Origin of the sequence: Azotobacter bryophylli, assembly GCF_042643485.1 — a bacterium.
Lineage (GTDB): Bacteria > Pseudomonadota > Gammaproteobacteria > Pseudomonadales > Pseudomonadaceae > Azotobacter > Azotobacter bryophylli.
Genome location: NZ_JBHRSJ010000022.1, coordinates 117,564 through 129,561, shown reverse-complemented (window position 1 = coordinate 129,561; position 11,998 = coordinate 117,564). Strand labels below are relative to the sequence as shown.

Sequence of the window (11,998 nt, the reverse complement as noted above, 5' to 3'; positions counted from 1 at the left end):
ACCGCCAGGCAGCCGCCCAGGCCGGACAGGACGATCTCGCCGGGCGCCGGCGCGGTGTTCTCGCCGAACAGGTGCAGCGGCTCGTCCACCACCACCGGCGTGTGCTCGCCGACGTAGCTCAGGCTGCGGTACATGCCCTGCATCACCGTGTGGACCTTGTTGGTCCCGCGGCTGCCGGGGTTGTTGCGGCCCTTCTCGGCGAAGGCCATCAGCCCGTCGCGGTCGATCGGCTTGAGGTAGGCCTGCACGGTGCTCGGGCAGGTGCAGGGGGCGGTTGCTTCGGTCATGGGATGCTCCATTCGAGGGGTCGAGCGACGGGGCGCCGCTCTTCGGGTTCGAAGGGGATATCGCAACCGCTGTGCCAGATTGCCCGACAATCGCAGAATTCGATTTTTATCGCTTATTTTTCAATAAGTTAGGAATTGGAAAGGACTGCAGAGGCAACGTAAGGAAGGTCCGTCGAGCCGATGGCTGGCCGGTACAATGTAGATATTGTCAACATTTAGTTTTCATTTCGAGCAAGACGAAATCGGTTCCGCAGTCCGGTCGTCGTTCGTCGGATTTATCCCCGGATACCGCTACGCTTGTCCCCCTCGCCTTTACCGGGCCGACGTTCGATTGCATGATCCCCTGACGCCTGCTGCAGCGCAGCCGGCGCCATCCGCGCCCGCCTCGCGGCCCCCGGGGCCGCATCAAGCGCTCGTGCCCGCTCAGACATCGAACCGGAACCGGCCGTATGGCCGCGCTTCGTGGGCGTCCGTGCGCAGCCGGCGCTAGAGGGTGGGCATGACCCGATCCATCCTCACCACAAGATGTAACCGCTGTCATGACCTCTCCCACGCACGAACGCCGTGCCGAATCCGTCACCTTCGGCATCGGTCGCTACACCCTGACTCCCTTCGTCTTCATCGGCATCGTCGTGATGTCGCTGGTATTCGCCCCCACCGTCGGCGACCTGGTGCCTTCCGCCAGCAGAAGCAGCACGCTCGCGGAGATCGCCTGCTCCTCCCAGTCGCTGACCTTCGCCATCCTGGTCGCACTGTCCTGCTTCGTCATGACCGGCATCGGCAACAGCCCCTACGCCCGCCATGCCGGCACGGTCCGCGCCTGCCTCGGCGGCTTCCTCGGCGCCAACGTCGCCTCCCTGCTCCTCCCGCTCTTCGGCGGCTAGCCGCGGCTGCCGCGACCGGCGACGGACCGCCGCTTCCCTGCTATTCCTGGGCGGATATCTTCTGCCAGCGGTAGTTGAACTGCCGTGCGGTGAGGCCGAGCAGCTGGGCGGCGCGGGACTTGTTGCCGCCGCAGCGGGCCACCGCCCCGCGCAGCTCTTCGGCGGAGTGGGAACTGGCCGCCACATAGGGGCGCACCACCTCCATGCCGGTGAAGGGCATGGCCGGCGGCAGCGCCACCGCCGGCATGGGTGCGGACACGGGGGCCGGCGCCGGGGTTTCGCCGGCCATCCCCGGGAGGAAGCGCTCGACGTCGGCGGCGGTCAGCGGCGAGTGGTCGGTGAGCAGCACCATGCGCTCGATCAGGTTGGACAGCTCGCGGATGTTGCCCGGCCAGCCGTGGGCCTGCAGCCGCTCGATCGCCGCCGTGCTGAAGCTGACGTTGCGCTGGTTGGCCTGGTTGGTGCGGCTGAGGAAGTGCAGCGCCAGGGCCGGGATGTCCTCGCGCCGGCTGGCCAGCGACGGCAGGTGGATGGGAATCACGTTGAGCCGGTAGTAGAGATCCTGGCGGAAGGTGCCGCGGCCGACCTCGGCGGCCAGGTCGCGGTTGGTCGCCGCCACCAGTCGCACGTCGACGCGCACCTCGCGCTTGCCGCCCAGGCGGGTGATGGTGCCCTCCTGCAGGGTGCGCAGCAGCTTGGTCTGCATGCCCAGCGGCAGCTCGCCGATCTCGTCGAGGAAGATGGTGCCGCCGTCGGCCTGCTCGAACCAGCCGGCCCGCGCCGTCTGCGCGCCGGTGAAGGCGCCGCGCTCGTAGCCGAACAGCTCGGATTCGAACAGGGTGTCGGGAATCGCCGCGCAGTTGACCCGGATGAACGGCTTGTCGCGGCGCGGGCTGGCCAGGTGCAGGGCGCGGGCGAACAGCTCCTTGCCGGTCCCCGACTCGCCCAGGAGCAGCACGCTGGCGGTGGCGTCGGAGACCCGTTCCAGCTCGGAGATCGCCCGCAGCAGCTGCGGCGAGCTGCCGATGATGCCGTAGCGGCTGGTGCGCGTCTCCAGGGCTCGCGAGAGCATCTCGTTGCGCTGGCGCAGCGCCTCGGTCTTCTCCTCCACGTAGGTCTGCAGATGGAGGATCTGCCCGGTCAGGGTGGCGAGGATGCGCAGGATGCTGAGGTCGTCGGAGAGCGGCCGGGCGCGCCGGCGGATGCGGTGGCAGGCGAGCACGCCGACGGTCTTCTGGTCGATCCGGATCGGCAGGGCGATGAAGGAGACCGCGCCGGCCGGCAGCTTGCTGCGCTCGATCATGCGCCCGAGGAACAGCGGGTCCTTGTCGATGTCCTGCACGATGATCTGCTGCCCGCGGGCCAGCACCAGGCCGGTGATGCCTTCGTCCAGGGCATAGCGGCCGCGGGAGATCTCGTCGCGGGTCAGGCCGTAGGCGTAGCGGATGCTGCCGCTCTTGCCGGACTCGTCGAGCAGCACGATGCGCCCGCGGTTCAGCCCGAGCAGCTCGGACAGCAAGTGCAGCATCTCGTAGAGCACCGCCTCCGGCGAGAGGTCCTTGCCCATCAGCGCCGTCACCTGCTGCAGCAGCAGCATCTCCTGGGAACGCCAGAACGCCGGGGAGGTTTCCAGCTCGTGCTCGGCGGTCGAAATATCCGTCATGCTCGGCCCTTGTCGCGGAATCGGAGTCCGAACAGTAAGGCATAACGCCGGCGGATACGAGTGGCGCCAGCCCCGCGTACCGCCGGCCGGCGTTGGGATCTGACGTCCTAAGCTAAGAACTAAAAAGTATTTAATCTATTTTTATTAGATCAATTAGATTGATCTAACCGGACCACCGGACTTCAGGCAATTCACGCTCAGTCCCTGTTCCGGCCTCTTTCGGCCGGGCGACGCAACCATACGGTGAAGAGGAGTTTCCCGTGTCGCTCATCCGCCCCGCCTCGACCGTCTCCCCGCTCGCCCGGCGCGAACCCCGTGCAGGCCGCCTGTCCGCCTCCGGCGCGCCGACCGCATCCTGCGGGACGCTCCCCTCCACCTCGCATTCGTAGGCATCGCCATGCAACTGCTGACCCTGCCCCCTTCCCCGGCCCTCGCCACCTCGATCCGCGCCACCGCGCAGGTGTTCGAGGATCCCAAGTCGAAAGCCCTGCTCGCCCACCTGCAGCAGGTCGCGCCGAGCGACGCCAGCGTGCTGATCATCGGCGAGACCGGTACCGGCAAGGAGCTGGTCGCCCGTCACCTGCACAACCTCAGCGCCCGCCGCCAGGGGCCCTTCGTCGCGGTGAACTGCGGCGCCTTCTCGGAGAGCCTGGTGGAGGCGGAGCTGTTCGGCCACGAGAAGGGCGCCTTCACCGGCGCCCTCAGCGCCAAGGCCGGCTGGTTCGAGGAGGCCAACGGAGGCACTCTGTTCCTCGACGAGATCGGCGACCTGCCGCTGCCGATCCAGGTCAAGCTGCTGCGCGTGCTGCAGGAGCGGGAAGTCGTGCGCCTGGGTTCGCGCAAGAGCATCCCGATCAACGTGCGGGTGCTGGCGGCGACCAACGTGCAGCTGGAGAAGGCGATCAACGCCGGCAACTTCCGCGAGGACCTGTACTACCGCCTCAACGTGGTGACCCTGAACATCAGCCCGCTACGCGAGCGGCCGGGCGACATCCTGCCGCTGGCCCGCCACTTCATCGCCGAATACCGGCGCCGCCTCGGCTACGGCGAGATCGTCCTGGCCGAGGAGGCCCGGGAGAAGCTGGTCGGCCACTCCTGGCCGGGCAACATCCGCGAGCTGGAGAACGTCATCCACCACACCCTGCTGATCTGCCGCGACAGCGCGATCCGCGCCCAGGACCTGCACCTCTCCAGCCTGCGCCTGGAGCGCCGGGAGGACAGCGGCCCGCCGCCGGACGAGTCGGCCGACGCACTCCTACAGCGCGCCTTCCTCAAGCTGTTCGAAGAACAGAACGGCGCCCTCCACGAGAAAGTGGAGGAAGCCCTGCTGCGCACGGCCTACCGCTTCTGCCACCACAACCAGGTGCACACCGCCAACCTGCTCGGCCTCAGCCGCAACGTGACCCGCGCCCTGCTGATCAAGATCGGCGAGCTGGTGGTGAACAAGCGCCGGCCGCTGCAGAGCGCGCCGAACCGGGACGTGCAGCTGTCCATCTGAGCGCCTCGCTCACTCCCGCCCGGCGCGGCCGCGGCTGCGCCGGTAGGCCCCGGGCGGAACCCCGACCAGGGCATCGAAGGCGCGGGTGAAGGCGGCCACGGACTGGTAGCCGACCGCCTCGGCCACCTCCGCCACCGCCCGCCCCTCCTTGAGCAGCCGACAGGCCTCGCGCATGCGCAGACCGAGCAGCACCTGCCCGGGCGTCTGCCCGCTCAGCTCGTGGAAACGCTTGGCGAAGGCGGCGCGCGACAGGCCGCTGCAGCCGGCCATCCGCTCCAGCGTCCAGCCCTGCGCCGGCGCGGCGATCAGCTGTTGCAGCAGCCCGGCGAAGGCCGGCTGGCGGGCTAGCGCCAGCAGCCCGCGCAACTCGCCGGACTCCGCGCCGTGCTGGCGCAGCACGTAGAGGAACAGCAGCTGGCTCAGGCGCTCCAGCACCCCGGCCGAAGGTCCCTGCGGGCGGGCGCACTCGGCGAGGATCAGCTCGAACAGGCAGCGTGCCGGCGCCAGCGCGGGATCGCCGGCGCGCAGCAGCAGGCAGGTGGGCAGCGAATCGACGATCAGCTCGCTCAGGCCCGGGTGGAAGTGGAAGAAGCCGCAGACCAGGCCGACGCCGTCCTCGGCCTGCACGTCCAGCGGAGCCATTTGCCCGCGCGGCGCGGCGCAGGCAGCTTCGGCGCTGGCCTCGCCGGACAGCCGGTACGGCACGTCGCGCAGGACGAACAGCGCGTCGCCGGCCTCCAAGGGCTGCGGCGCCCGGTCTTCGAGATGCAGCCAGCAGCGGCCCTGCACCAGCAGGTGGAAGCTGGCCCGCGCCAGGCCCTGGGTGCTGGCGTGCCAGCCGCCGCAGTAGCGGCCCACGTGGAACAGGCTGGCGTCCAGTTCCAGGCTCTCTAATAACCAATCGATAAGAGGCATGGACGAATTCATCTAATCGAAAGACTCCAGAGCAAGTGAATGCAACTTTAGAATATAGATCATATTTTTTATAACCAAGAGAATTAGCACCTCCGTTCTCTGCCAGGAGTTGTTCCCATGCCCCGCGTCACCCTGCAAACCCTCGAAAGCGCCCCGGCCGAAGCCCGTCCCTTCCTGGAGAATGCGCTGAAGAACTCCGGGTTCGTACCCAACCTGCTCGCCGTGCTGGCCAACGCGCCGGCGGCCCTGGAGACCTACGTCACCGTCTCCGGCCTGAACGCCAAGGCCAGCCTGAGCCTGCCCGAGCGCGAGGTGGTCCAGCTGGTGGCCGCCACCACCCACGGCTGCGCCTTCTGCGTCGCCGGCCACACGGCCGTCGCCACCAACAAGGCCAAGCTGCCGACCGAGGTGATCGAGGCGCTGCGCGCCCGCGGCGAGCTGCCGGACGCGCGCTACGAGGCGCTGGCCGAGTTCACCAGCCAGGTGATCGCCACCCGCGGCAACGTCGCCGACGCCGACTACGTCGCCTTCCGCGCCGCCGGTTTCGGCGAGGCCCAGGCCCTGGAGGTGATCCTCGGGGTCAGCCTGGCGACCCTGTGCAACTTCGCCAACAGCTTCGCCCGCACCCCGCTCAACCCCGAGCTGGAGCGTTACCGCTGGGACGCCGCCGACGCCTGAGCCGCCGCACCATCGCTGCCGAGGAGACAACGACCATGCTGGATACCGATCTGAGCCGCTGGCTCGATGCCGAAGCCGACGACCTGGACCGCGGCCTGCGCGATGCCGAGGAAGTCCTGCCGCAGCTGGCCGCCGCCGGCCTGTTCGGGCTGGGCGTGGACGAGCACCTCGGCGGCGCCGGCGGCGACATCCGCGCGGCGGTGCAGGCCATCGCCGCCGTCGCCGGCCATTCGCTGACCGCCGCCTTCGTGCTCTGGGGCCAGCGCACCTTCATCGAATACCTGCTGCACACCGACAACGCCGCCCTGCGCGAGCGCCTGCTCGGCGAGCTGCTGAGCGGCAGGCTGGCCGGCGCCACCGGCCTGTCGAATGCCATGAAGTACCTCTCCGGCATCGAGGAGCTGGGCGTGCGCGCCGCGCCGAGCGCGGCCGGCTGGCGCCTGGACGGCCGCCTGCCGTGGGTCACCAACCTGCGCCGAAGCGGCTTCGTGGTCGCCGCCGCGGTCGAGCTGCCGGGCAGTGCCCCGTTCATCGCCGCCATCCCCGACGACTTGGCCGGCCTCACCCGCAGCGAGGATCTGCAGCTGCTCGGCCTGCAGTCGAGCAACACCGCGGCGCTGCAGATCGACGCCCTGCAACTGGAGCGCGACTGGCTGCTGGCCGGCGACGCCCGCCAGTACCTGCCGCGCGTTCGCCCCGGCTTCCTCGGCCTGCAATGCGGCATGACCATCGGCCTGACCCGCCGCTCGCTGCAGGAGGTCGAGAGCCAGCTGGCCGCCGGCCGCTCGGTGCTGGAGGCGGACTGGCGCGACCTGCGCGCACGGCTCGAACGGTGCGTCGCAGAACTCGAACAGGGCCTGTGCGCCGGGCGCTTCCTGGGCGAGCCGGCCAGCCTGTTCCGGCTGCGCATCGCCCTCGCCGAATTGGCCGGGCAGGCGGTGCAGCTGGAGCTGCAGGCCAGCGGCGGCAAGGCCTATCTGCAGCAGCACGGCGCCGGCTTCGCCCGCCGTCTGCGCGAGTCGGCCTTCGTGCCGATCGTCACCCCCAGCCTGGTCCAGCTGCGCGGCGAGCTGCAGCGCCAGGCCGCGGGAGCCGGCGCATGACGGCGCCCGTCCTGCAGGCCGCCGGCATCGCCCTCGGCTACGGTGGGCGCCGCGTGCTGGAGCGCTTCGACCTGGGCCTGCGTGCCGGCGAGGTGGTGACCCTCCTCGGCCCCAGCGGAGTCGGCAAGTCCAGCCTGCTGCGCGTGCTGGCCGGCCTGCAGGCACCGCTGGAAGGCGAGGTGCGCCTGTTCGGCGAGCCGCTCGCCGGCCCGCATCCGCGGGTGGCGGTGGCCTTCCAGGACCCGTCGCTGCTGCCCTGGCTGAGCCTGGAGCAGAACGTCGCCTTCGGCCTCGACTTCAAGCACCAGCCCCGGCGCAGCGCCGCCGAGCGCGCCGCGAAGGTCGATGCGGCCATCGCCGCGGTCGGCCTGCAGCACGCCCGCGGTCGCTACCCGAGCGAGCTGTCCGGCGGCATGGCCCAGCGCACCGCGCTGGCCCGCTGCCTGGCCCGCGAGCCGCACGTGCTGCTGCTCGACGAACCCTTCGGCGCGCTGGACGAGGTGACCCGCGCCGACATGCAGCAACTGCTGCTGACGATCGTCCGCGAGCGCAACACTGCCGCGGTGCTGATCACCCACGACATCGATGAGGCCCTGCTGCTCTCCGAACGCATCCTGCTACTGGGCGGAACCCCGGCGCACGCGCTCGGCGAGTGGCACGTCGACCTGCCGCAGCCCCGCGCGGAGCTGGTCGACGAGCTTGGCCAATTGCGCATCGACATTCTCAAAACCCTACGGCGGGCGAGCCGCAGCCACGACTCCCACACTTCCAGCGCCGGAGACTTGCCATGTGCAACGACTGCAACGACCCCATCCACTCGCGCCGCGACTTCCTCAAGCTGAGCGCCCTGCTCGGCGCCGGCGCCGCCCTGCCGCTGCTCGCCAGCCTGCAGGCGCGCGCCGCCGCCGAACCCGACGCGCCGGTGCGCATCGGCTACCTGCCGATCACCGACGCCGCACCGCTCCTGGTGGCGCACAACAACGGCCTGTTCGAGGCCGAGGGCATCCGCTCCGAGCGCCCGGTGCTGCTGCGCAGCTGGGCGCAGGTGATCGAGGCGTTCCTCTCCGGGCAGGTCAACGTCATCCACCTGCTGGCGCCGATGACCGTGTGGGCGCGCTTCTCCAGCAAGGTGCCGGCCAAGGTGGTGGCCTGGAACCACGTGGGCGGCTCCGGCCTGACCGTCGAGCCCGGCATCCATGAGGTGAAGCAGCTCGGCGGCCAGTCGCTGGCCATCCCCTTCTGGTACTCGATCCACAACGTGGTGCTGCAGCAGCTGCTGCGCGACAGCGGCCTGACCCCGGTGAGCAGGCCGGCCGGCGCCGCCATCGCCGCCCACGAGGTCAACCTGGTGGTGCTGCCGCCCTCGGACATGCCACCGGCGCTGGCCAGCGGGCGGATCGCCGGCTACATCGTCGCCGAGCCGTTCAACGCCCTGGCGGAGAACCTCAAGGTCGGCCGCATCCAGCGCTTCACCGGCGACGTCTGGCGCGACCACGCCTGCTGCGTGGTGTTCATGCACGAGCACGATCTGAACAACCGGCCCGAGTGGTCGCAGAAGGTGGTCAACGCCATCGTCAAGGCCCAGCTGTGGACCCGCGCGCACCGCGAGGAGGCCGCCCAGCTCTTGTCCAAGGACGGCGCCAACCGCTACACCCCGCACGCCCCGGAGGTGCTACGCCGCGTGCTGGCCCCGGCGGCCGACGAGCGCGCCCAGTACCTGGCCAGTGGCGCGATCCGCCACCGGGATTGGGACGAGAAGCGCATCGACTTCCAGCCCTACCCGTTCCCCAGCTACACCGAGGAACTGGTGCGCCGCCTGAAGGACACCCTGATCGAGGGCGACAAGGGTTTCCTCGCTGCCCTCGACCCGCAGCAGGCCGCCCGCGAGCTGGTCGACGACCGCTTCGTGCGCAATAGCCTGGCGGCGGTCGGCGGCCTGGCCGCTTTCGGCCTGCCCGAGGGCTTCGAGCGCCGGGAGGAGATCAGCGTTTGAACGCCGTGAAGCGCTCCGCCCTGCCCTGGCTGCTCGGCCTGGGCGGGCTGTTCCTCCTGTTCGGCCTGTGGTGGCTGGGAGTGGCCCTGTTCGGCGCCGGCGACGGTCTGGCCGCGCTGTTCTCGCCGCAGGCCACCCTGGCCAGCCTGGTCGAGCTGCTCGGCCGCGGCGAACTGTACCAGCACGTCGGCGTCAGCCTGCGGCGCATCCTGGTCGGCCTGTCCCTGGCGCTGCTGGTCGGCGTGCCGCTGGGCCTCTTGGTCGGTGCCTGGCGCAGCCTGGAATGGGCGACCACCCCGGCCTTCCAGTTCCTGCGCATGATCTCGCCGCTGTCGTGGATGCCGGTGGCGGTGATGCTGATGGGCGTCGGCGACCGGCCGATCTACTTCCTGCTGGCCTTCGCCGCGGTCTGGCCGATCCTGCTCAACACCGCCGCCGGGGTGAAGAGCCTCGACCCGCGCTGGCTGCAGCTGACCCACAGCCTCAGCGCCACGCGCCGGGAAACCCTCACCCGGGTGGTCCTGCCCGGCGTGCTCGGCCACGTGCTGACCGGCGTGCGCCTGGCCATCGGCATCCTCTGGATCGTGCTGGTGCCCTGCGAGATGCTCGGGGTCAGCGCCGGGCTCGGCTACTACATCCTCGACACTCGCGACCGCCTGGCCTACTCGGAGCTGATGGCCATGGTTCTGCTCATCGGCGTGCTCGGCTTCTGCCTCGACGCCGCCGCCCGCGCGCTGTACCGGCGCTGGAGCCACGCGCCGGGCTGAGCCCGGCGCCTACTCCTCCTCGTCGACGCCGCGCCCACGGCGGAACAGCGGGCGCGGCTCCAGCACCGAGCGGCCGTACAGCACGCTGATCCCCTGCAACCCCTTGAGCGCGTCGAGCACCGACTTGTCCTCGCGCACGGCGAAGGCGTCGAAGCCGCACTGGCGCATGTGGCTGAGCTGGTCGCGCAGCACGTCGCCGACCGCGCGCAGCTCGCCCTGCCAGCCCAGGCGGGTGCGCAGCAGATAGGCCTGGCTGTAGGCGCGGCCGTCGCGGAAGCTGGGAAATTCCAGGGCGATCAGCGGCAGGCCGGCCAGCCAGGGCGCCAGCGCCTCCGGCTCGTCGTCCGGGGCCAGCCACAGGCCGTCGCGGGTGTCGGCGCGGCCCTCGAGCACCGCCTCGCTCTGCCGCTGCCGCCACAGCGCCAGCGGCAGCAGCAGCGGGCCGTCCGGCAGCGGCTCGGCGGGCTCGCGCACCCAGCTCCAGGGATCGTCGGCGACGATGCGGGCGCCCTCGGTGCCCAGCTTGATCAGGTTCCTCATGCCGGCAGCTCCTCGCGGTAGACCCGCTCCTTGAACGGCTCCAGACCGATACGCCGCACGGTGTCGACGAAGGGCTCGTCGCCCTCGCGGTAGGCGAGGAAGGTCTCCACCAGCCGCTCGATCACGTCGGGGATCTGCCCGGCCTCGAACGACGGGCCGATCACCCGGCCCAGCGCGCTGGCCTTGCCCTGGGCGCCGCCGATGGTCAGCTGGTACCACTCGCTGCCGTTCTTGTCGACGCCGAGGATGCCGATGTTGCCGATGTGGTGGTGGCCGCAGGCGTTCATGCAGCCGGAGATGTTCAGGCTCAGCTCGCCCAGATCGTGCAGGTGGTCGAGGTCGGCGAAACGCTCCTGGATGGCCTGGGCGATGGGGATCGACTTGGCGTTGGCCAGCGCGCAGTAGTCGCCGCCCGGGCAGGAAATGATGTCGGTGAGCAGGCCGACGTTGGGCGTGGCCAGGCCCAGCTCCTGCGCTCGTAGCCAGAGGGCGTGGAGGTCGGCCTTGCGCACGTCCGGCAGCACCAGGTTCTGCTCGTGGGCGACGCGGATCTCGCCGAAGCCATAGCGTTCGGCCAGCTCGGCGACGCCCTCCATCTGTTCGGCGGTGACGTCGCCGGGCGGTGCGGCCGGCCCCGGCTTGGTGGAGAGCACCACCGCGGCGTAGCCCGGCACCTTGTGCGCCTGCAGGTTGCGCGCCGCCCAGCGGGCGAAGGCCGGATCGCCGGCCAGCGCGCGGCCATAGGCGAGGTCGGCATCGTCCAGCGTCGCATAGGCCGGCGGGGCGAAGAAGGCGGCGACGCGGCGGTATTCCGCCTCAGTCAGTTCGGCCGGGCCGTCCTTGATGTGCCGCCACTCTTCCTCCACCTCGCGGGCGAAGGCCTCGACGCCGAGCGCCTTGACCAGGATCTTGATCCGCGCTTTGTACTTGTTGTCGCGCCGGCCGTGGCGGTTGAACACCCGCAGGATGGCCTCGACGTAGGACAAGAGGTGACGCCAGGGCAGCGCCTCGCGCACCTGCTGGGCGAGGATCGGCGTGCGCCCGAGGCCGCCGCCGACCATCACCCGCAGCATCAGCTCGCCGGCTTCGTCGCGGTAAAGGTACAGGCCGATGTCGTGCATCATGATCGCCGCGCGGTCCTGCTCGGCCGAGCAGATGGCGATCTTGAACTTGCGCGGCAGGTAGAGGAATTCCGGGTTGACCGTCGACCACTGGCGGAGGATCTCGGCCAGCGGGCGCGGATCGAGCAGCTCGTCGGCGGCCACTCCGGCGAAGGCCTCGGTGGTGATGTTGCGCACGCAGTTGCCGGAGGTCTGGATGGCGTGCATCTCAACTTCGGCCAGGCGTTCGAGGATGTCGCCGACCTGCTCCAGCTCGATCCAGTTGAACTGGATGTTCTGCCGGGTGGTGAAGTGGCCGTAGCCGCGGTCGTGGTGGCGGGCGATGTGCGCCAGGGTGCGCAGTTGATCCGCCGACAGGGTGCCGTAGGGAATCGCCACGCGCAGCATGTAGGCGTGCTTCTGCAGGTACAGGCCGTTCTGCAGGCGCAGCGGCAGGAACTCCTCCTCGCTCAGCTCGCCGCTCAGGCGCCGCGCGATCTGGTCGCGGAACTGCGCGACGCGCTCGAGCACCAGGGCGCGGTCGTAATCGTCGTATCGGTACATGGGCCA

At 70.1% G+C, this 11,998-nt stretch carries 12 protein-coding genes; 7 read left to right on the top strand and 5 right to left on the bottom strand.

Features of this window, described 5'->3' with window-relative positions; translation table 11 throughout:
• The coding region (locus ACFOJE_RS12040) for an OsmC family protein (protein ID WP_377814597.1) at positions 1-287 on the bottom strand (287 nt) is incomplete at its 3' end.
• Positions 288-826: 539 nt separating this feature from the next.
• Between ACFOJE_RS12040 and ACFOJE_RS12035 the strand changes: the two genes are divergently transcribed.
• Positions 827-1,171 carry a hypothetical protein gene (locus ACFOJE_RS12035; protein ID WP_377814596.1) on the top strand — a complete coding sequence of 115 codons (345 nt, stop codon included), beginning with the start codon at positions 827-829 and terminating at the stop codon, positions 1,169-1,171.
• Between the two features lie 40 nt (positions 1,172-1,211).
• Here the strand turns inward: ACFOJE_RS12035 and ACFOJE_RS12030 are convergent, their stop codons facing one another.
• Positions 1,212-2,834 carry a sigma-54 interaction domain-containing protein gene (locus ACFOJE_RS12030; protein WP_377814595.1) on the bottom strand — a complete coding sequence of 541 codons (1,623 nt, stop codon included), beginning with the start codon at positions 2,832-2,834 and terminating at the stop codon, positions 1,212-1,214.
• 397 nt (positions 2,835-3,231) lie between these two features.
• Here ACFOJE_RS12030 and ACFOJE_RS12025 point away from each other — a divergent pair, with 397 nt between their 5' ends.
• Positions 3,232-4,332: a sigma-54 interaction domain-containing protein gene (locus tag ACFOJE_RS12025; protein ID WP_377814594.1), complete on the top strand. Its 1,101-nt coding sequence runs from the start codon at positions 3,232-3,234 to the stop codon at positions 4,330-4,332.
• Between the two features lie 9 nt (positions 4,333-4,341).
• On the opposite strand, the gene ACFOJE_RS12020 is transcribed toward ACFOJE_RS12025, so the two are convergent.
• On the bottom strand, positions 4,342-5,259 hold the full coding sequence (locus tag ACFOJE_RS12020) for an AraC family transcriptional regulator (RefSeq protein ID WP_377814593.1): 918 nt from the start codon (positions 5,257-5,259) through the stop codon (positions 4,342-4,344).
• Positions 5,260-5,364: 105 nt separating this feature from the next.
• Between ACFOJE_RS12020 and ACFOJE_RS12015 the strand changes: the two genes are divergently transcribed.
• From ACFOJE_RS12015 to ACFOJE_RS11995, 5 genes are read left to right on the top strand one after another with little or no spacing between them, the layout of a single operon-like run.
• Positions 5,365-5,925: a carboxymuconolactone decarboxylase family protein gene (locus tag ACFOJE_RS12015; protein ID WP_377814592.1), complete on the top strand. Its 561-nt coding sequence runs from the start codon at positions 5,365-5,367 to the stop codon at positions 5,923-5,925.
• 35 nt (positions 5,926-5,960) lie between these two features.
• Positions 5,961-7,028 carry an acyl-CoA dehydrogenase family protein gene (locus tag ACFOJE_RS12010; protein WP_377814591.1) on the top strand — a complete coding sequence of 356 codons (1,068 nt, stop codon included), beginning with the start codon at positions 5,961-5,963 and terminating at the stop codon, positions 7,026-7,028.
• Complete coding sequence (locus ACFOJE_RS12005; RefSeq protein WP_377814590.1) at positions 7,025-7,870, top strand: ABC transporter ATP-binding protein; 846 nt, start codon at positions 7,025-7,027, stop codon at positions 7,868-7,870. The genes ACFOJE_RS12010 and ACFOJE_RS12005 overlap by 4 nt, the downstream gene beginning before the upstream one ends.
• Entirely contained in the window at positions 7,816-9,021 is a 1,206-nt protein-coding gene (locus ACFOJE_RS12000) for an ABC transporter substrate-binding protein (RefSeq protein WP_377814589.1), read from the top strand. The genes ACFOJE_RS12005 and ACFOJE_RS12000 overlap by 55 nt, the downstream gene beginning before the upstream one ends.
• A gap of 5 nt (positions 9,022-9,026) precedes the next feature.
• The gene (locus tag ACFOJE_RS11995; RefSeq protein ID WP_377814698.1) at positions 9,027-9,788 is read left to right on the top strand and encodes an ABC transporter permease; all 762 of its coding nucleotides are present in this window, start codon (positions 9,027-9,029) and stop codon (positions 9,786-9,788) included.
• 9 nt (positions 9,789-9,797) lie between these two features.
• Here ACFOJE_RS11995 and ACFOJE_RS11990 read toward each other — a convergent pair whose 3' ends face one another.
• Together ACFOJE_RS11990 and ACFOJE_RS11985 are read right to left on the bottom strand one after the other, a co-directional pair.
• Positions 9,798-10,328, bottom strand: coding sequence for a DUF934 domain-containing protein (locus ACFOJE_RS11990; RefSeq protein WP_377814588.1), 531 nt, complete (start codon positions 10,326-10,328; stop codon positions 9,798-9,800).
• Positions 10,325-11,992, bottom strand: coding sequence for a nitrite/sulfite reductase (locus tag ACFOJE_RS11985; RefSeq protein ID WP_377814586.1), 1,668 nt, complete (start codon positions 11,990-11,992; stop codon positions 10,325-10,327). The genes ACFOJE_RS11990 and ACFOJE_RS11985 overlap by 4 nt, the downstream gene beginning before the upstream one ends.
• Positions 11,993-11,998 lie beyond the last annotated feature (6 nt).

Excerpts from the sequence above, each read along its gene's own strand:
- ACFOJE_RS12035 (WP_377814596.1), top strand. The coding sequence starts at position 827 with ATGACCTCTCCCACGCACGAACGCCGTGCCGAATCCGTCACCTTCGGC.
- ACFOJE_RS12025 (WP_377814594.1), top strand. The coding sequence starts at position 3,232 with ATGCAACTGCTGACCCTGCCCCCTTCCCCGGCCCTCGCCACCTCGATC.
- ACFOJE_RS12010 (WP_377814591.1), top strand. The coding sequence starts at position 5,961 with ATGCTGGATACCGATCTGAGCCGCTGGCTCGATGCCGAAGCCGACGAC.
- ACFOJE_RS12000 (WP_377814589.1), top strand. The coding sequence starts at position 7,816 with ATGTGCAACGACTGCAACGACCCCATCCACTCGCGCCGCGACTTCCTC.
- ACFOJE_RS11985 (WP_377814586.1), bottom strand. The coding sequence starts at position 11,992 with ATGTACCGATACGACGATTACGACCGCGCCCTGGTGCTCGAGCGCGTC.
- ACFOJE_RS12015 (WP_377814592.1), top strand. The coding sequence starts at position 5,365 with ATGCCCCGCGTCACCCTGCAAACCCTCGAAAGCGCCCCGGCCGAAGCC.
- ACFOJE_RS12030 (WP_377814595.1), bottom strand. The coding sequence starts at position 2,834 with ATGACGGATATTTCGACCGCCGAGCACGAGCTGGAAACCTCCCCGGCG.
- ACFOJE_RS12005 (WP_377814590.1), top strand. The coding sequence starts at position 7,025 with ATGACGGCGCCCGTCCTGCAGGCCGCCGGCATCGCCCTCGGCTACGGT.
- ACFOJE_RS12020 (WP_377814593.1), bottom strand. The coding sequence starts at position 5,259 with ATGAATTCGTCCATGCCTCTTATCGATTGGTTATTAGAGAGCCTGGAA.
- ACFOJE_RS11990 (WP_377814588.1), bottom strand. The coding sequence starts at position 10,328 with ATGAGGAACCTGATCAAGCTGGGCACCGAGGGCGCCCGCATCGTCGCC.